The organism is Conexibacter sp. W3-3-2 (genome assembly GCF_009707605.1).
GTDB lineage: Bacteria > Actinomycetota > Thermoleophilia > Solirubrobacterales > Solirubrobacteraceae > Paraconexibacter > Paraconexibacter algicola.
Genome location: NZ_WLYW01000001.1, coordinates 2,543,585 through 2,565,731, shown reverse-complemented (window position 1 = coordinate 2,565,731; position 22,147 = coordinate 2,543,585). Strand labels below are relative to the sequence as shown.

The window sequence follows — 22,147 nt, the reverse complement described above, 5'->3', positions numbered from 1 at the left end:
CTCAGGCCGGCAGGGTCCAGTAGGAGTCGGTGCCGACGGGCTCCTCGACGGCGCCCGCGGCCTGCAGCTGCTCGCGCGCCTCGTCGCGGCTGCGGCCGGTGATCTGCGCGACCTCCTGGGTGGCGAGCTTGTGGCCCGCCCAGGTGAGGACCTCGGCGACGTCGTCGGCCGGGCGCCGGTCGACGAGCGGCGTGAGGTTGGCGACGATCGTGTCGTAGACCTCCCACGGGTGGAACCCGGGGGCGACCATCGTCGCGCCGTCGGACAGCCGCGTGAAGGTCAGGCTCGGGCAGGTGTAGCGGCGGCCCTTCCTGCCGTCGCGCTCCCAGCCGGCCAGCTTGTGGTCCATGGCGAGCGCGGCGGTGCTGGGGTGGCGGGCGTCGTGCATGTCCTGCTCGACGGCGGCCTGCACGTCCTCCTGCCCGACCCAGCCGCGCAGCTGCTGCGCGTCGATGTCCGCGTCGGCGGCCGCGGCCGCGATCGTGTCCCACTCGTCCAGCAGCTCGCCGGAGAAGTTCCGCACGCGCAGCGCGCGCAGCAGCCGCTCGTAGCGCTCCGGCGCGTGGAGCCGCGCGGCGACGACCGCCTCGCAGGCGGGGCGCGTCGCCGGCGGGCGCTCCTTGACGGTGCCGTCGATCGGCATGCCGAAGCGCTCGCCGAGCTGCACGCCCGAGGAGGCGAGGAACGCCGCGTCGAGACCCTTGTCGAGGTACTCCTGCGAGGACTCGCTCAGGACGACGAGCTTCGACGTCCAGCGGACCTGCTCGCCCAGCTCCCACAGCAGTCGCAGCCGGAAGGGCTCGGCGCTGAACGCGAACGGGCAGGCGGGGTCGGTGTACTCGGTGATCTCCAGGTGCGCGAGGGCCATGCCGGACAGCCTTGCACAGCCCGGACCCCGGTCCGCTCAGCCGGGCTCTCCCGCGTAGGTGCCGAAGCTCCAGCCGTTGCCGTCGGGGTCGGCGAGCCCGCACTCGCGACCGCCGTAGTCGGGCACGTACGGCTCCCGGACGCTCGTGGCGCCGGCGGCGATCGCCCGCGCGTAGAGGGCGTCGACGGCCGCCGCGTCGGGCAGCACCCAGTAGGTGAGCGTGGCACCGAGCGGCTGCTCGGTCGCGCCGCGCGTGCCGCACATGATCGCGCCGTCGCCGAGCCGCAGCTGGGCGTGGTCGACCTCCTCGCCCTCGGGCGGGAAGACGGCGACGAGCCGCAGCCCGAACGCCTCCTGGTAGAACCGCAGCAGGTCGCGGGAGCTGATCTTCAGACAGGGGAAGACGGTCATGCGCCGACCGTACGGGCCGGCGGCCCGACGGTCTTGGACGGATCGGACCGCAGGTCGCGGACCGGTGGGGGCGTCGTCGCGAGCAGCGCGGTCGGCGTGGTCCCGGTGTACGTGCGGAAGTCGCGGTTGAAGTGCGCCTGGTCGGCGTAGCCGCACTCCGCCGCGACCCGGCCCAGGTCGCACGGCGCGGCGCGCAGCCGGGCGGCCGCGCGCTCGAACCGCAGCAGCCGCGCGTACGCCTTCGGCGGCAGGCCGACCGCCTCGCCGAACCGCCGCGACAGGTGGCGGGTGCTGCAGTGCAGCTCGCGGGCGAGCGCGTCGACGCGCAGCGCGCCGTGCGTCTCGTGCAGGCGCGCGAAGGCGCGCGCCACGTCCGCGCCGACCGGTGTCGCCGCCGCGACGCGCCGGGCGACGAACGCGTCGAGCAGCGCGAAGCGCGCCGCCCACGACGCGGTCAGCGCCAGGCGCTCGACCAGCAGCGGCAGCTCGCGCCCGAGCAGGTCCTCCAGCGCGACGACCGCACCGGTCAGCTCGCGACCGGGAACGCCGAGCAGCGCTCGCGCCCCCAGCGGCGTGAGGTCGATCTGCACGAGCTCGGCGGCCCCGACGTTCTCCGTCATCACCGGCACCTCGGTCAGGCCGCCCGCGAACGAGCCGAACGCCTCCCCGTCGATCAGCCAGCCGCCGTCGAGCGCGAGGATCACCGCGACGCCGCCGAACGGCAGCTCGGCGCGGCGCACCGGCGCCGGGTCGCGCGACGCGAACCCGGCGTAGGCGAGCACGTGACCGCGCAGCGTGCAGGACGGAGCGGCGAGCTCGACCTGCACGCGCGCGACGCTAGTTGCGCGTCAGCTTCTTGTAGCCGATGCGGTGCGGCCGGTCGGCCGCGTCGCCGAGCTTCTCGCGACGGTACTCGTCGTAGGCCTCGAAGTTGCCCTCGAACCACTCGACCTGCGAGTTCCCCTCGAACGCGAGCACGTGGGTGCAGATCCGGTCGAGGAAGAACCGATCGTGGGAGATGATCACCGCGCAGCCCGGGAAGCCGACGAGCGCGCTCTCGAGCGCCTGCAGCGTCTCGTGGTCGAGGTCGTTGGTCGGCTCGTCGAGCAGCAGCAGGTTGCCGCCGCTGCGCAGGAGCTTCGCGAGGTGCACGCGGTTGCGCTGCCCGCCCGAGAGCGTGCCGACCTTCTGCTGCTGGTCGCCCTTGCGGAAGTTGAAGCCGGCGACGTACTGGCGCGAGGGCATCTCGCGCTTGCCGACCTTGATGTAGTCGTAGCCCTCGGAGATCTCCTCCCAGACGGTCTTGTCCGGGTCCAGCGCGTCACGGGCCTGGTCGACGTAGGAGAGCTGCACCGTGTCGCCGAGCTTCACCGTGCCGCTGTCGGGCTGCTCCTGCCCGGCGATCATCTTGAACAGCGTCGTCTTGCCGGCGCCGTTGGGGCCGACCACGCCGATGATGCCCGCGGGCGGCAGCGTGAAGCTCAGGTCCTCGAACAGGAGCTTGTCGCCGAAGCTCTTCGTCAGGTTCTTCGCCTCGATCACGTTCCCGCCCAGCCGGGGACCGGCCGGGATGTGGATCGTGACCTCGTCGAACTTCACGAGCTTCTCCGCCTCGACGAGCTCGTCGTAGCGGTTCAGGCGCGCCTTGTTCTTCACCCGGCGGCCCTTCGGGTTCGTGCGGACCCACTCGAGCTCGGCCTTCAGGGTGCGCTCTCGCGCCTTGTCCTGCTGCTTGGCCATCTCCATCCGCTTGGCCTTCGCCTCGAGCCAGCTCGTGTAGTTGCCCTCGTGCGGGTGCGCGCGGCCGTGCTCGAGCTCGAGGATCCAGCCGGCGACGTTGTCGAGGAAGTAGCGGTCGTGGGTGACCGCGACGACGGCGCCCTTGTAGTCGTGCAGGTGGCGCTCCAGCCACGAGACGGACTCGGCGTCGAGGTGGTTGGTCGGCTCGTCGAGGAGCAGCAGGTCGGGGGCCTGCAGCAGCAGCCGGCAGAGCGCGACGCGGCGGCGCTCACCACCGGACAGGCCGTCCACGATCGTCTCCGGCGGCGGGCAGCGCAGCGCGTCCATCGCGTACTCGAGCTGCGTGTCGAGGCTCCAGGCGTCGGCCGCGTCGATCTGCTCCTGCAGCCGCGCGAACTCCTTCGCGGTCTCGTCGGAGTAGTTCGCGGCCAGCTCGTTGAAGCGCTCCAGCAGAGCCTTCGTCTCGGCGACGCCCTCCTCGACGCACTCCTTGACCGTCGAGCCGGGGGTCAGGTGCGGCTCCTGCTCCAGCAGGCCGACGGTCTTGTTCGTGCCCAGGATCGCCTCGCCCCGGTAGTCGTCGTCGATGCCGGCCATGATCTTCAGCAGCGAGGACTTGCCCGCGCCGTTGTAGCCGAGCACGCCGATCTTGGCGCCCGGGTAGAACGCCAGCGTCACCTCGTTCAGCACCGTCTTGTCCGGCGGGTACCGCTTGGTGACGCCCATCATCTGGAACACGTACTGGGAGCTCATCTCCACCCAGGATACGTGGGGCGGCCAGGATCCTCACGGGCGTCGCACGCTCGCGGGCATCTGCCCCCTCCCGACCGGGTGGATCGAGGCAGGGAGATCCCGGCACGTCGCGCGGGTCAGAGCCGCTGCGCCCAGCGGGACGCCGCGAGCGAGACCTCCCGCAGCGCGCCGCGCAGATCGCCCGGTGCGCCCCCGGCGGCACGGGCGCGCGCCAGGCGCGTGAGGGCGGCCGCGAGGACCGCGGGACCGGCGGGCGCGGTCGGGTCGCCGGTGGCGGCGACGAGACGCGCCGCCCCCCCCTCGGCGCGATCCGCCCGGCGCGAGGCGGCGTGCTCCCGGGCGCGCGCCTCCGCGATCCGCTGGTCGGCGTCCGCCCGGGCGGCGGCGAGCCGGTCCTCGCAGGCGGCGCGGGCGGCGGCGACCACGCGCAGCTCGCGCTCGCGCGCCCGGTCACGCGCCTCGATCGCCCGGCGTGCGCGGTCGGCCAACCGCCGGGCGCGCAGCCGGCTCGCCGCCGCGCGGGCCTGCTCGCGGTCGGCGCGGGCCCGTTCGGCGCGCGCCCGTCGCAGGGCGTCCTCGGCTCGTCGCTCCGCCTCCGCGGCGCGCGCGTCCGCGGCGGCGACGAGCGCGTGCGCGGCGCGCAGTGCGTCGTCGAGGGCGACCGGGGGCAGCGGCTCGCGCGGCGGGACGTCGGGCCGGGCGGTCCCGGGGGCGCGGCGCCGCGGCCCGGGCCGTCGCGGCACGAGCCCGGCCTCCCGCACGGCTGCGTCGAAGCTGCCGTCGAAGCGGCGCTTGACCGCGTTCAGGGACGGCCAGCGCGCCCCGGTGTCCGGGTCCCCGGCGGCGTACCGCTCGATCCGCCACTCCTGCGCGCGCCAGCGGGCGACCGACGGGTTCCAGTCGGCGGTGCAGGGCGGCTCGCCGAACAGGTCGTTCCAGCGGCGGATCGCGGTGAGGATCTCCTCGCGGGTGGAGGCCGACCTGCCGGTCCGTGCCCCGTCCGCGAGCTTCGCGGACGGTGGCATCTCGTGAGGCCTAGTCCGCGGAGCGCGTCTTCGTCTTCGGGTTCTGCTTCGTCGTCGGGTTCGTCGCACGGGTCGCCGCGGCGGCCGGCAGGGCCGGGCGGGCGATCGGGGAGCGACGGGCGACGGACGGCATCTGCCCTGGAACCTAGCGGACGGACGGCGGACCGTCCATCGCGCGCGCCGGGCCGGCGCGACGCTCCGCGGACGGGTGGGTTCGAACCCGCCCGGCCCGTCGGGACGGCGGGTCGGCCGCGGTACCATGGGTGGTCGTGGCGCAGGTCCTCGACATCGAGCAGTCCCTTCTCCTGCTGGAGCTGGAGCCGCCGTTCGGCAAGCGCGAGGTGCAGCTCGCGCGACGGCGGCTGGCGAAGATCTGGCACCCGGATCTCGCGCCGCCCGGCAAGCAGTTCGCGCACGAGCGGCACCTCAAGGCGATCAACGAGGCGGCCGACCAGCTCGAGCGCCTGGCCGAGGACTCGCGCGGCGGTCAGGTCTCCCGCGCGGCCGTCAAGGTCAGCGCGGCCGCGGCCCGCGCCGCGCGCGAGGAGGCCGGTCGGCGCGCCTACGAGGCCGAGCAGCGCGCCCGCGAGCAGGCCGCCGACCGCGCGCAGAACGACCCGTTCGGCGCGCGCGTCCCCGATCACTCGGTCGTGCACCGCTACGCGCGCTGCGCCGCCTACCCGGAGTGGGGCGTCGGCTCGGTCACCGGCATCTACTTCACCGGTGCGGGCGACGACGTGCAGCAGTGGGCGCGCCTGAAGTTCGAGATCGGCGTGCGGACGGTGCCGGCGGACTCGCTCACCTTCGTCGACTTCTCCAAGCCCGACCCGGGCGCCGACCGCGTCCAGCGGTTCCTCGTCGCCGCCCAGCACGCGATGCACGACAACGACTACGCGCTCGCGGCGCAGCGCCTCATCTACGCGCGCGACGCGGACCCGAAGAACCCGTCGGTGCTGCGCCTGATGACGCTCGCGTTCTGGCAGGCGGGCAACCTCAACGCGGCGGGGCGCTCCGTGCGCGACTGGGCGCGGGTCGAGGGCGAGCGGCCGGCGCCGCACCGCTTCGCCTCGCGCATCTACGAGGACATGCGGGCGTTCGACCTCGCGCTGGAGGCGGCCGAGCGCGTCGCCGAGCGCGCCCCGGACGACGCGTCCTCGTGGGAGCGGATCGGCCGCGTGAAGCTGCGGATGATGGATCGGGGCGGCGCGATCGCGGCGCTCGAGCACGCGCGCGAGCTGGGCCCGAGCATGGAGGGTCTCCTGGACCTCGCGACCGCCCTGCACCTCGCCGGGGACCTCGGCGGCGAGGTCACCGCGACCGAGCAGGCGACGTTCCTGGCGCCCGACTCGCACGAGGCCTGGTCGCGCTACGCGCACGCCCTCGCCCGCACCGACCGGGTCTCCGACGCGATCGCCGCGGCGGACAAGGCCCTGACGCTCGGCCCCGACGACGCCGAGATCGCGCACCTGATCGAGCGCCTGCGCGAGGTCGAGGCGCGGGTCCTCCCCGCGGCGTAGACCGGGCGGGGCCGGCCGGGACCGGCCCCGGGCGGCGCGCAGGGTGGACCGCAGCTCGCGGGGTCCGCGAGCTCACGTCCACCGGGACGGGCCGGCCGGGACCGGCCCCGGGCGGCGCGCAGGGTGGACCGCAGCTCGCGGGGTCCGCGAGCCGACGTCCACCGGGACGGGCCGGCCGCGTAGGCTGCCGCCGTGCCCGTCGCCGCCGATCTCCTCGTCCGCGCGCTGGAGCGCGCGGGGGTGCGCGTCGTGTTCGGCCTGCCGGGCGTGCACAACCTCGCCGCGTTCGAGGCGCTGCGCACGAGCGCCGCGATCCGCACGATCGGCGTCCGGCACGAGCAGGCCGCCGCGTACGCCGCCGACGGTCACGCGCGGGCGACCGGCGAGGTCGGCGTCGCGCTCGTCACGACCGGGCCCGGTGCGGCGAACACGCTCGGCGCGGTGGGGGAGGCGTGGGCGAGCGGCACGCCGCTGGTCGTGATCGCGACCGACGTCCCCGCGTCCCTGAAACGACCTGGCATCGTCGGCGGCGCGCTGCACGAGTCGGCCGACCAGCGCGCGATGTTCGCGCCGGTGACGAAGGCGACCGTCCGCGTCACCGATCCGGCGGACCTGGGGCACGCGACCGCGCAGGCGCTCGCGACCGCGCTCGCCGCGCCCCAGCGGCCGGTCCTGCTCGAGGTCCCGACCGACGTCCTCGCCGCGGCCGTCACCGGGGACGAGCCGACCGTCGCGGGCGCGCCCGCGTACGCGGAGACCCCGGACGTCGACCAGGCGCTCCCGCACCTGCTCGCCGCGCAGCGGCCGATCGTCTGGGCCGGCGGCGGCGCGCTGCGCGCGGGCGCGGGACCGACCGTCGCGGCGCTCGCGCAGCGCCTGGGCGCCCCGGTCCTGACGACCTACGCCGCGCGCGGGCTGCTGGCCGGGCACCCGTTCCTCGTCGGCCTGCCGCCGCACGTCCCGGAGGCGGGCGAGCTGTGGGACCGGGCCGACCTCGTGCTCGCCGTCGGCAGCGACCTCGACGGCATGAGCACGATGAACTGGCGCCTGCCGCAGCCGCCCCGGCTCGTCGCGGTCAACGTCGACGCCGCGGACGCGACGAAGAACTACCGCGCCGACGCGGTCGTCGTCGCCGACGCGGTGCTCGGCTGCGAGGAACTGCTCGAGGGGCTCGACGAGGCGGGCCACGCCCCGCCGCAGCCGGCCGACACCCACTCCGACGCGCTCTTCGGCGGGACGGCGAGCGCCTGGTACGGGGACCTCGCGGCGCTGCGGGCCGGTGCCGTGCGGCGCCTGCGGATCGAGCACCCGGCCGAGCTGGCCTTCGTCGACGTCGTCGCCCGCACGGTCCCGTCGGGCACCACCGTCGTCGCGGACATGTGCGTGGCCGGGTACTGGCTCGCCGCCCTGCACGAGGTCCCCGGCCCCCGCCGCTTCCAGTACCCGATGGGATGGGGCACGCTCGGGTACGCGCTGCCCGCGGCGATCGGCTCCGCCGCCACCGGCACCCCGACCGTCGCGTTCTGCGGGGACGGCGGACTGCTCCTCGCCTGCGGGGAGCTCGCCACCGTGCAGCAGGAGCGGCTGGGGCTGACGCTCGTGGTCGTCGACGACGGCGGCTACGGCATGCTCCGCCACGACCAGGACCGGGCCGGCACGCCGCGCTTCGGCGTCGACCTCGCGGGTCCGGACCACGTCGCGCTGGCGCAGGCGTTCGGCCTGCGCGCGGAGCGCGTCGACGGACTCGGGGAGGCGTTCGGCGCGGCGCTCGCCGCGCACCTCGCCGACCCGGCGCCGTCGGTCCTGGTCGCCGCCGCGGCGCTCGCGCCGCCGCCCACCACCTCGCCCCGCTGGCACCGTCAAGGCCCGCCGGCGTGGGCGGTGCCATGACCGCGGACACCGCCGGACTGCAGGACTCCCGCCGACCTGCCGATAGGACAAACGACCCGTGTGTCGCGGTTCGTCGCCTCCGCGGCTATGCTCGCCCCTCCCGCGCACAGGGTTCCAGCCGTCCCGTCCGTTGCTCCAAGAGGTCCACTCGCATGCGCCTGTCGTCGTCCCTCGCCCTGCTGGCCACATCGTTGACGCTGCTCGCCGCCGCCCCCGCAGCGCACGGCGCCTCGCTCGGCCTGGTCATCCCCGGTGACCTGCAGACGAACAACCCACTGATCACCCGGACGACCGAGCTCGGCAGGCAGGGCGCGAAGACCGCGAAGTTCTTCGTCACCTGGAACGTCATCGCCGGGCCCGCCGGCGGATCGACCGTCAACGACGCGAAGATCGTCCAGTACGCGGACACCGTGAAGCACCTGCGGGCCAACGGCATCAGCTCGACGATCGTCTTCTTCGGCGGCGAGCCGGAGCTGCCGGCCGCCACGCGCGACCGCACGCCCCCGACCGACAACGGCCGCTTCGCCGCGGTCATGGGCGCGTTCGCCGCGAAGATGAAGGAGTTCGGCGCGGGCGGCACGACCATGACCGTCTGGAACGAGGCCGACGAGGGCGTCTTCTGGGCCGGTGGCGCGAACCCGGACAAGTACGTCGACCTGCTCAAGCGGTCCTACGAGTCGATCAAGCGCGCCGACGACACCGTCCGCGTCGGGATCACGCCGCTCACCGCGGGCAACTGGCGCTTCCTCCAGGCCGCCTACGAGCGCGGCGCCAAGGGCTTCTTCGACGCCGTCCCGGTCGACGTCGACACCGCCTGCAACATCGCCTCGCCGTACTCGTACTACCGCGACCAGCAGGACGGCAGCAAGCTCGGCCAGATCACCTTCCTCGGCTACCGCGAGGTCCGCAAGACCCAGCTCGCCAACGGCGACCCGAAGCCGATCCTGCTGGAGATCGGCTGGTCGACCGCGATCGGCGACACGAACTGCAACCAGGGGCTCGAGGCGGGCAAGAAGCCCGGCGGCGTCACCGAGGCGCAGCAGGCCCAGTTCCTGCGCGAGGCGGTCAACTGCCTGTCGCAGGACGACTACGTCGAGACCGCCTACTGGTTCGAGCTCCAGGACCGCGGGACGGACCGCACCCACCCGGACGAGAACTTCGGCCTGATCGACCCTGCCGGGCGCAACAAGCCCGCCCATGATGCGTTCGTCGCCGCGGCGGGCGGGGCGAACGTCCTCGCCGGCCAGGAGTGCGGCGACTTCCGCGCGCCGGACCTGACCGTCATCAGCCCGGTCGAGGGCCAGCAGTACACCGACCGCTTCGACATCCGCGCGAAGGCCTCCGACGCGGCCGGGGTCGGCCGCATCACCTTCCAGTACGACGGCGCCAACGAGATCCGCAACTTCACCGGCGGCGACGTCGGCAACGACAAGATCGTCGGCCTCGAGCCGTGGTTCAAGTCGCGCGAGCTCGCGCTCGGCAAGCACACGGTGAAGGTCGTCGCGATCGACGCGTTCGGCAACACCGCCGAGAAGGTCATCAACGTCGAGAAGGTCCCGGAGGGCGCGATCGCCGCGAACCTCCAGGCGGTCTTCAAGATCGGCCGGAAGGTCACCTGCAAGCGGCGGGTCTGCTCCTTCCGCGTCTCGCTGGGCAAGGCGGCCAACGGCCCGTCGGTCAGCGGCAAGGTCCTCGCGCAGTGGCAGTGGTACTCGCCGCCGAAGCCGAAGAAGAAGGGCAAGCGCAAGAAGGCGATCCCCGGCCAGTGGAAGACGATCCACAAGGCGACGAAGCCGGCGAACAAGGTCTTCACGCTCAAGCAGAAGGTCTCCCGCAAGGGGAAGTGGCGGCTGCGCCTGACCCACCAGGCCAGCGCCCCGTACAAGACCTACAGCGCGAAGGACATCCCCTTCACCATCAAGTAGTCCAGGCGGCCGGCCGCCGGCTTCACGGCCGGCGCCCGGTGCCGATCACGGGGGACGTATGCGCCCCCGTCGTCTGCTGCTCCCCGCCCTGCTGCTCGCGCTCGTCGCGGTCCCGACGCCCGCCCGCGCGGCGAGCTTCGGGGTCGTGATGCCCGGCGACCTGCAGCCCGCCAACCCGCTGATGGCGGAGGTCGACCAGCTCGCCGCGCAGGGCGCGCGCACGGCGAAGATCTTCATCACCTGGGACGTCGTGCAGCCGACCGCGGTCGGGTTCGACGACGGCAAGATCGCGCAGTACGTCACGACGATCCGGCGCCTGCGCGACCGCGGGATCGCCACGACCGTCGTGTTCTTCGGCGCCGAGGCCTGGACGCACCCGGATCCCGCCACGCGCGACCGCATGCCGCCCGACAGCGTGCCCGGCTTCGCGCTCGCGATGGGCCGCCTGGCGACCGCGTTCCGCGGCCTGGGCGTCTCCTACATGGTCTGGAACGAGGCCGACGAGGCGGTCTTCTGGAAGGGCGGCCCGGACCCGGACCGCTACGTCGACCTCCTCAAGCAGTCCGCGGCGGCGATCCGCGCCGCCGACCCGTCCGGTCGGGTCGTCTTCACGCCGCTCACCGCCGGGAACTGGCGCTTCCTGCAGGCCGCCTACGACCGTGGCGCCAAGGGCCACTTCGACGCGATCGGCGTCGACGCCGACACGGCCTGCAACCTCGTCTCCCCCTACGAGTACTACCGCGACCAGCAGGACCCCGCGCGGATCGGGCAGGTGACGTTCCTCGGCTACCGCGAGGTCCGCCAGACGATGCTCGCCAACGGGGACGACAAGCCGATCCTGCTCGAGCTCGGCTGGTCGACGTCCAGGGCGCTGTGCGACCAGGGCCTGCAGGCCGGCCAGAAGCCCGGCGGCGTGACCGAGGCGCAGCAGGCGCAGTACCTGCGCGAGGCCGCCCACTGCCTGAAGGAGGACGCCTACGTCGAGACCGCGTACTGGTTCGAGGTCCAGGACCGCGGGCAGAGCGACACCCCCGACCACCGCTTCGGGCTGCTGCGCACCGACGGCTCGCGCCGTCCCGCCTACGACGCGTTCGTGCAGGCCACCCGCGGGGTGGACCCGCTGGCCGGGCCGTGCGGGGACTTCGAGCCGCCCGCCGTCGAGGTGCTCAGCCCCCGCCCGGGGGAGCGCTACAGCGACCGCCTGGACCTGCGCGCCCGCGCGACCGACCCCGCGAAGGTCGGACGGATCACCTTCCAGTTCGACGGCACGAACCAGATCCGCAACTTCACCGGCGCCGAGGTCGGCAACGGCGTCGAGGTGAAGCTCACGCCCTGGTTCGGCTCCGACGACCTGCCGCTCGGCCCGCACACCGTGCACGTCACGGCGATCGACCTGTACGGCAACCGCCGGACCGTCGACGTGCCGGTGCAGCGGGTCACCGAGGACCAGCTCGCCCGCAACCTCGTCGCGCGCTTCAAGGTCGGCCGCCGCGTCAGCTGCGCCCGCACGCGCGTCTGCAGCTTCCGCGTGTCGCTCGGCAAGGCGCCCGGCGGGTCGTCGCTGACCGGCAAGGTCCGGGCCGAGTGGGTCTGGTGGTCGCCGGCGCTGCCGAAGAAGAAGGGCGTGCGCAAGGCGGCGATCCCTGGCCGCTGGAAGACGCTGCACAAGATGACCAAGCCGGTGAACAAGGTCGCGGTGCTCAGGCAGCAGCTGCGCAAGCCGGGCCGCTGGAAGCTCGTGCTGACCCACGACGCCAAGCCGCCCTACCGCACGACGTCGGCGAAGCCGATCGCGTTCACCGCGCGCTGAGCGGGGGTACCGGGAACGGCCCGAAAGTACGGTCCATTCGGGTGTCGCCCACGAACCCGGCACTGGTACGTTCGCCGCGATGGCGCCCTACGGCTCGTCGTCGCCATTGCACAACGCCGCCCAGGTGCTCCTGCGTGCCCTGGATCTCCGCGGCCTCGAGCCGCCGCTCGGCGCGTCGCCGAGCCTGCTCACTCCGCACGTCGGTCCGGAGGAGGAGGCGCGGTTGGTCACGCTCGCCACCCGTCTCGGCCTCGACGAGCTGGAGACCGCGATCCTGGCGACGAGCGTGCTGGTCGAGCTCGTGCCGCCGGTGGGGGAGGCGGTCGCGGTGCTCGCCGAAGGGGCGGCCGGTCCGCTGCCGACGCCCTGGGCGCTCGAGCTGATCGCCGCGGCCGACGGTCATGCGCCCGTTGCGTGTCGCGAAGCGCTGGCGGGCACCGGCACGCTGCGGGCGACCGGCGCGCTGCGGATCCCGCCCGCGCACACGTTCTCGGGGAGTCCGATCGTCCTCGCCCGTGCCGTCGGCGACGCCGTGCGTGGTTCGACGAGCGCGGATCCGGTCGGTCGTGCCGCGCTGGTCCGGGTTGACCCTCCGGGAGCGGCGTTCGGACGGACCGCGGTGGCAGAGCACCTGCGCGACCTCCTGGCCGAGCGCGAGAACGACACGACCGTGGTGGTTCGCGGCGCGGAGGCGGATCGGCTGTGCGCGGCGGCGACCCCCGGCGGAGCGCTCGTCGCCGTGGCCGACACCCTGGCGGACGGCGAGGGCCTTGCCGACTTCAGCATCGCCGCTGCGCTCGAGGGTCGCCTCCCGGTGGTGCGGGGACTCGGCGCGCTGCCGGTGGATCGCCGCGAAAGCGTGGTCCGTCAGATCCTCCACGCCACGCCGCGCCCCGTGGTCTGGGAGCGCGGTGGCGACGACGCCGCGGTTCTGGGTGATCAGACCGTCGTCCGAGTCCCGATCCCGGCCATGGGCGTCGAGGAAGCGACCCGCGCGTGGTGTGACGCGACAGGCGGGACCACGGCGGCCGGCGAGGTCGCGCATCTGCGACTGACATACGACGAGATCCGTCAGGCCGTCCGGGTCGCCCGCGCCGGCGCCCGCGAAGGCTCCCCGATCACCGGGCGCGCGCTGCGATCGGCGGCGACGGCCATCTCGAGCCGCGGACTCGACTCGCTCGCGGAGACGCTCCCTCGTGGGCCTCGCTGGGAGGACATCGTGCTCGCGCCGCGCACACAGGATGGTCTTCGAGCGGTCGACGCGTTCCTGCGCAATCACGACCGGCTCCGGTCGACACCCGCGTACGATCGCTACTTCGCGGGTCGGGGTCTCACGGCCCTGTTCGCCGGACCGCCCGGCACCGGGAAGACCCTCGCCGCCCGGGTCGCGGCCGGAGAGGCGGACCGGGACGTCTTCCGGGTCGATCTGTCGACGCTGTACTCCCGGTGGGTCGGCGAGATGGAGAAGCAGCTCGATCGGCTCTTCGCGGCCGCGGACGGAACGAACTCCGTGTTGTTCTTCGACGAGGCCGACGTCGTCTTCGGGAAGCGCGGCGACGCGGGCGACGGCGGTGCCGCGGATCGCTACGCCAATCTCGGAACGGCGTACCTGCTGCAGCGGATCGAGACCTTCGACGGGGTGGTGATCCTCGCGACGAACTTCCTCAGCAACGTCGACCCGGCGTTCATGCGGCGTGTCGACGTCCTCGTCGACTTTCCGGAGCCCGATGCGGCGACCCGTCTGCGGCTCTGGAGTCAGATGCTCGACGGAGCGGGGATCGACGATCTTCCCGCGGAGGACGTCGCGATGATCGCCGAGCGCTTCGAGCTCACCGGCGGATCGATCCGCAACTGCGTGGTCGCGGCCGTGCTCTTCGCCGCAGACGAGGGCCGGCGCGTCGAGACGCTCGGGCTCATGCGCGCGATCGCCCTGGAGCACCGCAAGCTGGGTCGTCTCGTCCTCGCCGCCGATTTCGGGGCGTACCACCGGCTGCTCCCAGGGAGCGCGGAAGCCCATGGCTGAGCGGTCGTCGGACCGCAGTGCACGAACGACGTCCCGAACGGCCCTGTCGGTGCCGCGCAAGGGCGGCAAGGCTGTCGACCCTCCCATCGCCGCGCGAGGTACGACATGACCGACCACCGCGTCCCCGAACCGCCCCGTCGAGTCAAGGCTCCGATCGGGTACCAGCGTGGCCGGCTGCGGAAGCTGGCGAACGAGCGAGGTGTTCTCCCGCCCGGGACCCCGGGCGTTCCGTCCTCGCCGCAGCTCCCGCCGCCCGGCCTCCTGGTTCCGGACGGCGAGGAGCGAGAGCTCGAGCGCGACCTCCGGGTGCCGCCGCCGACGATCGTTGCGACCCCGACGCAGGGCAAGGCGCTCGACATCGGCAATCTCGGTCGTGGTCGCGACGAGGTCGCGCGTCTGCCCATGGCGGATGAGGACATCGAGGGCGCGGTGGCCTACGACACGCAGATGAAGGTCGGTGGTGTCTTCCGAGACAAGGTCGCGGACGCCCACGTCCGTGACGGACGCGCTGCCCTCCTCGACTACCGCAAGCGCGGCTACACCGACATCGACCTCCGTCTCGGCGACCTCGAGCGGCTCATTTCCGCGATGCTCGGAGTCGCCTCGCGCGACCGGGGGAGCAAGCCCGGGTCGGCACGCGGCCGCCGCGCCGTGAACGCCCGCGGACTCGTCAGGTCGGCCGGTGCCTACCGTCGGGTGTACCGCGGGATGAAGAAGGTCTCGACGCTTCCCGCCGGGTCGGTCGCGCGGGTGCGCGCGGCACGTGAGGTCCACGAGATCGCTGCCCATCACGGGCTGAAGCCACTGCCTTTCGAGCTGGACGAGCTGTTCCGCTTCGAGCGGCAGGACTTCGCCCAGGCGAACCCGGCGAACGAGCACCTCGAGGTCGCAGCCCACGGCGAGCTGCACTCCGACTCGACGGCCACCCTCGAGACGATCGCGTCACGGCCGGGCCTGCCGACGATCCTCACGCAGACGATTCGCGAGGGGTTGCAGGGGCGCGACGCCACCTGGTTCGTGACCGGGGCCGCGTCGGCCGGTCTGCGAGAGCTGAACGGCAAGCGGTGGAGGATCACGGAGATGGCTTTCGGCCAGCTCGGCATCGAGGGGACGCTCGAGCTGGTGGCCGCTCGACTGCACGAGCTGATGCACGTGGCGGCGGGCGACGCCTACGCGAACACCGAGGCGCTGCTGTGCGTCCCGAGGCGGGCGAGCGACGAGGAGATCCGTGATCGCGTGACGCAGCGTCGCGAGCTGAGCAAGCAGCTCGTCGGGCTCATCGCGGATGCGACGGATGTCCCGGGGTACCTGAAGACGGCACTGGCGGAGAAGGCGGCCTATGGGGCCGGATTCACCGGGACCTCACAGCCCAACAAGTTCGCGGAGTATCACAATCGGATCCTCCCGACCGCGGCGCGAGAGGAGATCGCGACCGCGGCGCATGTTTTCAACCTCTACGCCACGACGCCGATCCAGCCTGGGGAACAGGCGAACAAGAGCCTGCCGGCGGGCTGCGGACTGGACACGCTCATCGAGTGGGACACCACGTCGCCGCAGATGCTGCTCTGGTGTGTCTGGTCCGGTCTCCCGCGGGAGCATCCGATCGTCGGCAAGCTCGTGGAGATGTGCCAGCGCGCGTACGACGACCGTGCCGCGGCGCGGAGGGTCAACGCGGCGTCCCAGGCCTACACGCACTGACCGACCCGATCGGTACGGTGCCGAACCATGCGCCTGATCGTCGCCCGCTGCGAGGTGGTCTACACCGGCCGGCTCACCGCCGTGCTGCCCGAGGCCCTGCGGCTGCTGATGATCAAGCAGGACGGGTCGGTGATGGTCCACGCCGACACCGGCGGCTACAAGCCGCAGAACTGGATGACGCCCCCGACGGTGCTCGAGTTCGACGGCGAGCCGCTGGAGCGCCTCGTCGTGCGGAAGTTCGCCGGCAAGACCGAGGACCGGCTCGACATCCGCATCGTCGAGGTGGTCAGCGACGTCACGCACGACATGGGCGAGGCGGCCGAGCTGGAGAAGGACGGCGTCGAGCGCCACCTGCAGGAGGAGCTCGCGGCCGCGCCGCACTGGTGCGGGGAGGGGTTCCGGCTGGTGCGCCGCGAGTGGCCGACCGACATCGGCCCCGTCGACCTCATGTGCCGCGACGAGGAGGACGGCTGGATCGCCGTGGAGATCAAGCGCGTCGCGACGATCGAGGCGGTCGAGCAGCTCACGCGCTACCTCGACTTCATCCGCCGCGACCCGGCGATGGACGGCTGCCGCGGCGTGCTCGCCGCCCAGCAGATCAAGCCGCAGGCGCGCACGCTCGCGGAGTCCCGCGGGCTGCGCTGCGTCGAGGTCGACCTGGCCGTCCTGCGCGGGGAGCGGGAACCCGACCTGACCCTGTTCGCGGTGTAGCCGTGCGGGCGCCGGGGGTCCCGGTCCGGTCCTCCGACCGTCGCGGCGCGGCGGCCGGCGTGGTGGTCGTCCTCGTCCTCGGCCTCGGTGCCGTGGCGTGCGGGAGCGACGGCGGCGCCGACGGGGCCGACCCGCCGGGCCCACTGCCCCCGGGCGTCACCGTCTTCCTCGACCAGGCCCGCCAGGACCAGGGCAGCCGTCGCGTGCAGATCCAGGTGCGCAACGCGGGCCCGGGCCTGCTGACGGTCGACGCCGCCGAACTGCGCTCCTCGCGCGTGCGCACGGTCGCCCGCTACCGCGGTCCCGCGCTCGTCGCCGCGGGGGCGGCGACGAACCTCACGGTGCCGCTCGGGACCGGGCGCTGCGCGCGGGACGGCGAGGGCCTCGGCGCGCGCGTCGTGCTGAGCGCCCACCGCGAGGGCGGCCCGATGCAGCGCTCCCAGGCGCCCGTGCGGGACCGCTACGACGGGGTCGGTCGGCTCCTCGCCGGGGACTGCGCCCGCAGCCACCTGCGCACCGCGGAGCTCGGCCGCGTCACGGTCTCGGGGCGCGGCACCGACGCCCGCCTGGACGTCGAGCTCGTGCTCGCGGCCCGCGCCGGCGGTCCGCCGGTGCGCGTGGACCGGGTGCTCGGCACGACCCTGCTCGCGCCGGTCGGGGGCAGCGAGCGGATCGGCCGGACGCTCGCGCCCGGCGGGCCGCCGCTGCGCGCCCGCGTGCGGTTCGTCCCCAACCGCTGCGACGTCCACGTCGTCGCCGAGGACCGCGCCGGCACGATCCTGCTCGTGCGCCTGGCGCCGGCGAGCGGGCCCGCCGGCACGCTGCAGCTGCGCATGGACGAGCCGCGCAAGGCCGTCGTGTTCGACTGGCTCGCGGAGCGCTGCCGCTTCGCCGGCCCCGGCGACCGCTGACGCGCCAGCACGAGTTTCCGCGACCGCCGTCGTGGATAAGGGATCGGGTATTCGGCGGCGTCCGCCCGACGCCACCCACCCTGGACCCCCGATGGAGGAGGACCCACGAATGCAGCGAGCCACGCTCGCGACCGTCGGCTGCGCGCTGACGGCCACCCTGGCGCTCCCCGGCGCCGCCCTCGCCGCCCCGAAGGCCGCGACCCCCGACAAGGCCACCGCGAAGGCCTCCGCCAAGCTGCAGGACGCCGTGACGCCCACGGGCATCACCCGGCACCTGCGCGAGCTCCAGTCGATCGCGGAGCGCAACGGCGGCAACCGCGCCTCCGGCACCGTCGGCTACGACCGGTCGGTCGCCTACGTCTCCGAGCGGCTCAAGGCGGCCGGGTACGCGGTCACCGTCCAGCCGTTCTCGTTCCCGTACTTCCAGGAGACGGCGCCCGCGTCGTTCGCGCGCACCGCGCCGGACGCCCGCACCTACGTGCCCGAGACCGACTTCGCCACGATGGAGTACTCCGGCAGCGGCGACGTCACCGGCACGGTCGTCCCGGTCGACGTGACCGTTCCGCCCGCCCCGACCCCGTCGTCGACCTCCGGCTGCGAGGCCGCGGACTTCGCCGGCTTCCCGCAGGGCGCGGTCGCGCTCGTGCAGCGCGGCACCTGCGACTTCGCCACCAAGGCCAAGAACGCGCAGGCCGCGGGCGCCGGCGCCGTCGTGATCTTCAACGAGGGCCAGGAGGGGCGCCAGGAGGTGCTGACCGGCACCCTCGGCGGTCCCGACCTGACCGTCCCGGTCATCGGCACGAGCTACGCCGACGGCAAGGAGCTCGTCGACCTCGCGGCCGCGGGCACGACCACCGTGCGGATCACGACGCAGACCCTGAGCGAGACCCGCATGACCGCCAACGTCCTCGCGGACTCCAGGACGGGTCGCACCGACCGTACCGTCGTCGTCGGCGCGCACCTCGACTCCGTCGTCGACGGTCCCGGGATCAACGACAACGGCTCCGGCACCGCGCAGGACCTCGAGATCGCCGAGGAGCTCCCGAAGGCGCTGAAGAAGCCGCGCAACGCGCTGCGGTTCGCCTTCTGGGGCGCGGAGGAGTCCGGCCTGCTCGGCTCGACGCACTACGTCGAGAGCCTCACCCAGGAGCAGCGCGACCAGATCATGGCGAACCTCAACTTCGACATGACCGCGTCGCAGAACTACGTCCGCTTCGTCTACGACGGCGACGGCTCGGACAACCCGGACATCGGGGCCGGCCCGGTCGGCTCGGACCTCATCGAGGGGATCTTCACCGAGCACTTCGCGTCGAAGGGCCTCGCGAGCGCCCCGACCGCGTTCGACGGCCGCTCCGACTACGGCCCGTTCATCGCCGCGGGCATCCCGGCCGGCGGTCTCTTCGCCGGCGCCGAGGGCGTCAAGACCGCGGAGGAGGCCACGCTCTTCGGCGGCACCGCCGGCGAGCCCTACGACGCCTGCTACCACACGTCGTGCGACACCCTTGGCGCGATCAACCAGCAGGCGCTCTCGGAGTTCGCCGACGCGGCCGCGCACGCGACGGTCACCCTCGCGCAGCGCCGTGCCCCGCTGACCGACAACGAGGCGCTCAAGCGCGGGCGTCGCGCCGCGCCGGAGTTCGCCGGCCCGCACGCCGTCCGCTAGCCGGTCCCGGCTACAGGCCCGCCACGAAGGTCCGCATCGCCTGCGCGGCGTCGCGGACCGGCGGGCCGTGGCCGGCCAGCACGATCTGCGGCTCGAGCCCGGCCAGGCGCCGCTCGCTCTCGCGGTTGCGCTCCGGATCCGGGGTCAGCAGCGCGGGCGGCTGATGCAGGCCGGGCTTCGTCGTCAGCAGGTGCATGGCGGTGACCACGTCGCCGCAGATCAGCACGCCGTCGGACTCCCGCCAGAACGACACGTGCCCCGGGGAGTGCCCGGGGGTCTCGAGCACCGTGAAGCCGCAGCCGATGTCGTCGCCCTCCGTCAGGGAGTGGTCGACCGAGAAGCCGTCGAAGCCGCCCGCGAACTTCAGGATGCCGTGCAGGCCGGGCCTGCGGGCCTTGGCGGAGAGCACCGGCTCGCCCGCCTCCGCGGCCGCCCGGTCGCCGGCGCCGACGCTCACCGGGACGCCCGTGGCGTCCACGATCGTCGGGGTGCCGCCGACGTGGTCCCCGTGGGCGTGCGTGATCACGTGCGCCGACAGCGTCACGCCCGCCGCGTCGAGCGCCTTGAGGATCTTCTTCGCGCTGCCCTTCATGCCCGCGTCGACGAGCACGTCGCCCACGATGTAGGCGTTCACGCCGTCGCGCGGCAGCAGCGGGATGCGGAAGACGTCGGGGGCGATCTGCTCCATGCGGACGATCCTACGGACGTCCGGGGGGTGCGCCGTGCCAACGTCGCGGCGGGTCGCATAGGGTCAGGCCATGACCGAGTCCGATCCCGCCCCCGCGGTCCTCACCGAGCGCCGCGGCTCCGTCCTCCTCATCACCATCAACCGGCCCGAGGTGCGCAACGCCGTCAACGGCCAGGTCGCCGAGGGGATGGCGAACGCCCTCGACGAGCTCGACGCCGACGCCGAGCTGACCGTCGGCATCGTCACCGGCGCCGGCGGCTTCTTCTGCGCCGGCATGGACCTCGGCGCGTTCGCCAAGGGCGAGCGTCCCTGGTTCGCCGACCGCGGCTTCGCGGGCATCACGCAGCGCTCGGCCAAGAAGCCGCTGATCGCCGCGATCGAGGGCTTCGCGGTCGCGGGCGGCCTGGAGATCGCGCTCTCCTGCGACATGATCGTCGCCGCCACGGGCGCGAAGCTGGGCATCCCGGAGAGCAAGCGCTCGCTCATCGCCGCGGGCGGCGCGCTGCTGCGGATGCCGCGCCGCATGCCGTACCACGTGGTCATGGAGCTCGCGCTCACCGGTGACCCGCTCCCGGCCGAGCGGTTCCACGAGTTCGGCGTCGTCAACCGCATCGCGGAGAAGGGCCAGGCGGTCGACGTCGCGCTCGAGCTCGCCGCCGCGATCGCCAAGAACGGGCCGCTGTCGCTGATCGTCTCCAAGCAGATCGTCCAGGAGCAGCAGGACTGGACGCTCGAGAACATGTGGGAGAAGCAGGGCGAGCTCGCGGGCCCGGTGATGATGTCGCAGGACGCCAAGGAGGGCGCCATCGCCTTCAAGGAGAAGCGCGACCCCGTCTGGCAGGGGAAGTAGGGTCGCTTATCCACGCGGTCCAGGGGCCTTCGCCCCAAGGCTGAAATCTCGGCGGGCGGGCGACCGCGGCCCTACTCTGGGCCCGTGGTCACTCGTCCCCCGCAGATCGTCGCCTTCGGCGGTGGCGGCTTCTCGATGGAAGCCGGCAACACGCTGCTCGACGACCATGTCCTCCAGCTGACCGGCGTCGCCCGCCCGAAGGTCTGCTTCATCCCGACCGCCTCGGGTGACGCCGACCACTACGTCGTGCGGTTCTACCGCGAGTTCGCGGCGCGCGCCGAGGTCTCGCACCTGTCGCTCTTCCGCCGTGACCGGGGTGCCGGCGCGGTCGAGGGGGACATCGAGGCGCACCTCATGGAGCAGGACCTCGTCTACGTCGGCGGGGGCAGCGTGCTGTCGCTGCTGGGCGCCTGGCGGGCGCACGGCGTCGACCGGATGCTCGAGCGCGCCTGGCGCTCGGGGGTCGTCATGTGCGGCCTGAGCGCCGGCTCGCTGTGCTGGTTCCACGAGGCGCAGACCGCGTTCCACGGCCCGCCCGAGCGGGTCGCCGGCATGGGCTTCCTGCCGTGGTCCAACTGCGTGCACTACGACGCCGAGCCCGAGCGCGCGGTCGAGTTCCGCCAGGCGGTCGCGTCCGGCGAGGTCGGCCCGGGCTACGGGGCCGACGACGGCGCCGCGCTGCACTTCATCGGGCACGAGCTCGTGGAGGTCGTCAGCTCGCGCCCGAAGGCGGGCGCCGTGCAGGTCACGGCCGTCGACGGGGAGGCGGTCGAGACCGCGCTTCCCGTGCGGTACCTGGGCGCACCCAAGGTGGCGCTCGTCGCGTGATCGGCGCGCGAAGACCCCCCGAGGGCCGGTAGGCTCGGGGACCGCATGCGCACGATCTTCGCCATGGGCGGCGGTGGGTTCACGATGGAGCCGGAGAACCCGGCCCTCGACGAGTTCATCCTCGGCCTCGCGCAGCGCCGCGAGCCGAAGGTCCTGCACCTGCCCACGGCCGGTGGGGACCAGGAGGCGCAGATCGCCGCCTTCTACGCCTGCTTCGGCGACCGGCCGTGCGAGCCCGCGCACCTCTCGCTGTTCCGTCTCGGCGGCACCGGTCCGGTGCACCTGCGCGACCTCGTCCTCAGCCAGGACATCGTGTACGTCGGCGGCGGCTCGATGCGGCTGATGCTCGCGATCTGGCGGGAGTACGGGCTCGACCAGATCCTGCGCGAGGCGTGGGAGCGCGGCGTGGTGCTCGCCGGGCTGAGCGCGGGCGCGATGTGCTGGTTCACCCACGGGGTGACGAAGTCGACCGGGGTGCCCGAGCCCGTCGACGGCCTCGGCTTCCTGCCCGCGTCGCTGACCGTGCACGCCGACGGCGAGCCGGAGCGGCTCCCGGTCTACTGCGAGGCGGTCCGGACCGGCGCCGTCGTCCCCGGGTACGCGGCCGACGACGGCTGCGGCCTGCTGTTCCGCGGCACCTCGTTCGAGCGGGCGGTCAGCTCGCGACCGAACGCCCGCGCGTGGAAGGTCGAGCCGTCGGCGGACGGCAGCGAGGTCGTCCGGACGCCGCTGCTGCCGACGTTCCTGCCACACGCGGGCCGCACGGAGCGCCCGACGCCCCCGGACGTGCTCGAGTTCCGCCAGGCGCACCGGATGCGCCTGGGCCGCTCCTGAGC

The 22,147-nt window shown here is 73.6% G+C and carries 19 protein-coding genes; 12 read left to right on the top strand and 7 right to left on the bottom strand.

Annotation, left to right across the window (positions count from 1 at the left end; genetic code table 11):
- Position 1 precedes the first annotated feature (1 nt).
- The 6 genes from GKE82_RS12445 to GKE82_RS29910 all read right to left on the bottom strand — a co-directional run bounded on the left by GKE82_RS12445 (position 2) and on the right by GKE82_RS29910 (position 4,930).
- Entirely contained in the window at positions 2-868 is an 867-nt protein-coding gene (locus tag GKE82_RS12445; RefSeq protein WP_154733503.1) for a hypothetical protein, read from the bottom strand.
- Between the two features lie 36 nt (positions 869-904).
- Positions 905-1,279, bottom strand: a complete 375-nt coding sequence (locus GKE82_RS12440) for a glyoxalase/bleomycin resistance/extradiol dioxygenase family protein (protein ID WP_107567209.1) — start codon at positions 1,277-1,279, stop codon at positions 905-907.
- The gene (locus GKE82_RS12435; RefSeq protein ID WP_154733502.1) at positions 1,276-2,106 is read right to left on the bottom strand and encodes an AraC family transcriptional regulator; all 831 of its coding nucleotides are present in this window, start codon (positions 2,104-2,106) and stop codon (positions 1,276-1,278) included. The genes GKE82_RS12440 and GKE82_RS12435 overlap by 4 nt, the downstream gene beginning before the upstream one ends.
- A gap of 10 nt (positions 2,107-2,116) precedes the next feature.
- The gene (gene ettA / locus GKE82_RS12430) at positions 2,117-3,772 is read right to left on the bottom strand and encodes an energy-dependent translational throttle protein EttA (protein ID WP_107567207.1); all 1,656 of its coding nucleotides are present in this window, start codon (positions 3,770-3,772) and stop codon (positions 2,117-2,119) included.
- Between the two features lie 116 nt (positions 3,773-3,888).
- On the bottom strand, positions 3,889-4,797 hold the full coding sequence (locus GKE82_RS12425; protein WP_154733501.1) for a hypothetical protein: 909 nt from the start codon (positions 4,795-4,797) through the stop codon (positions 3,889-3,891).
- A 10-nt stretch (positions 4,798-4,807) separates the two neighbouring features.
- On the bottom strand, positions 4,808-4,930 hold the full coding sequence (locus GKE82_RS29910) for a hypothetical protein (protein ID WP_255450688.1): 123 nt from the start codon (positions 4,928-4,930) through the stop codon (positions 4,808-4,810).
- Between the two features lie 136 nt (positions 4,931-5,066).
- On the opposite strand from GKE82_RS29910, the gene GKE82_RS12420 reads away from it, so the two are divergent.
- The 9 genes from GKE82_RS12420 (at position 5,067) to GKE82_RS12380 (ending at position 18,945) form a co-directional block, all read left to right on the top strand.
- Entirely contained in the window at positions 5,067-6,314 is a 1,248-nt protein-coding gene (locus GKE82_RS12420) for a tetratricopeptide repeat protein (protein ID WP_107567205.1), read from the top strand.
- Between the two features lie 192 nt (positions 6,315-6,506).
- On the top strand, positions 6,507-8,204 hold the full coding sequence (locus tag GKE82_RS30765) for a thiamine pyrophosphate-binding protein (protein ID WP_309233573.1): 1,698 nt from the start codon (positions 6,507-6,509) through the stop codon (positions 8,202-8,204).
- 152 nt (positions 8,205-8,356) lie between these two features.
- On the top strand, positions 8,357-10,129 hold the full coding sequence (locus GKE82_RS12410; protein ID WP_154733500.1) for an Ig-like domain-containing protein: 1,773 nt from the start codon (positions 8,357-8,359) through the stop codon (positions 10,127-10,129).
- Between the two features lie 58 nt (positions 10,130-10,187).
- Positions 10,188-11,939, top strand: a complete 1,752-nt coding sequence (locus GKE82_RS12405) for an Ig-like domain-containing protein (protein WP_154733499.1) — start codon at positions 10,188-10,190, stop codon at positions 11,937-11,939.
- Positions 11,940-12,018: 79 nt separating this feature from the next.
- On the top strand, positions 12,019-13,962 hold the full coding sequence (locus GKE82_RS12400; protein WP_154733498.1) for an ATP-binding protein: 1,944 nt from the start codon (positions 12,019-12,021) through the stop codon (positions 13,960-13,962).
- Between the two features lie 306 nt (positions 13,963-14,268).
- Positions 14,269-15,660, top strand: coding sequence for a hypothetical protein (locus tag GKE82_RS12395; RefSeq protein WP_154733497.1), 1,392 nt, complete (start codon positions 14,269-14,271; stop codon positions 15,658-15,660).
- A gap of 27 nt (positions 15,661-15,687) precedes the next feature.
- Complete coding sequence (gene nucS / locus GKE82_RS12390; RefSeq protein WP_107567200.1) at positions 15,688-16,371, top strand: endonuclease NucS; 684 nt, start codon at positions 15,688-15,690, stop codon at positions 16,369-16,371.
- Positions 16,372-16,430: 59 nt separating this feature from the next.
- Entirely contained in the window at positions 16,431-17,282 is an 852-nt protein-coding gene (locus GKE82_RS12385; RefSeq protein WP_154733496.1) for a hypothetical protein, read from the top strand.
- Between the two features lie 109 nt (positions 17,283-17,391).
- Positions 17,392-18,945 carry a M20/M25/M40 family metallo-hydrolase gene (locus tag GKE82_RS12380; RefSeq protein WP_154733495.1) on the top strand — a complete coding sequence of 518 codons (1,554 nt, stop codon included), beginning with the start codon at positions 17,392-17,394 and terminating at the stop codon, positions 18,943-18,945.
- A gap of 10 nt (positions 18,946-18,955) precedes the next feature.
- Here GKE82_RS12380 and GKE82_RS12375 read toward each other — a convergent pair whose 3' ends face one another.
- Positions 18,956-19,633, bottom strand: coding sequence for an MBL fold metallo-hydrolase (locus GKE82_RS12375; protein WP_154733494.1), 678 nt, complete (start codon positions 19,631-19,633; stop codon positions 18,956-18,958).
- A gap of 70 nt (positions 19,634-19,703) precedes the next feature.
- Between GKE82_RS12375 and GKE82_RS12370 the strand changes: the two genes are divergently transcribed.
- From GKE82_RS12370 to GKE82_RS12360, 3 genes are all read left to right on the top strand, one after another.
- Positions 19,704-20,483 (top strand): crotonase/enoyl-CoA hydratase family protein, encoded by a 780-nt coding sequence (locus tag GKE82_RS12370; RefSeq protein ID WP_154733492.1) that lies wholly within the window; start codon positions 19,704-19,706, stop codon positions 20,481-20,483.
- An 84-nt stretch (positions 20,484-20,567) separates the two neighbouring features.
- Positions 20,568-21,311 carry a peptidase E gene (locus tag GKE82_RS12365; protein WP_309233572.1) on the top strand — a complete coding sequence of 248 codons (744 nt, stop codon included), beginning with the start codon at positions 20,568-20,570 and terminating at the stop codon, positions 21,309-21,311.
- Positions 21,312-21,356: 45 nt separating this feature from the next.
- Positions 21,357-22,145 carry a peptidase E gene (locus tag GKE82_RS12360; RefSeq protein ID WP_154733491.1) on the top strand — a complete coding sequence of 263 codons (789 nt, stop codon included), beginning with the start codon at positions 21,357-21,359 and terminating at the stop codon, positions 22,143-22,145.
- The last annotated feature ends 2 nt before the right edge of the window (positions 22,146-22,147 follow it).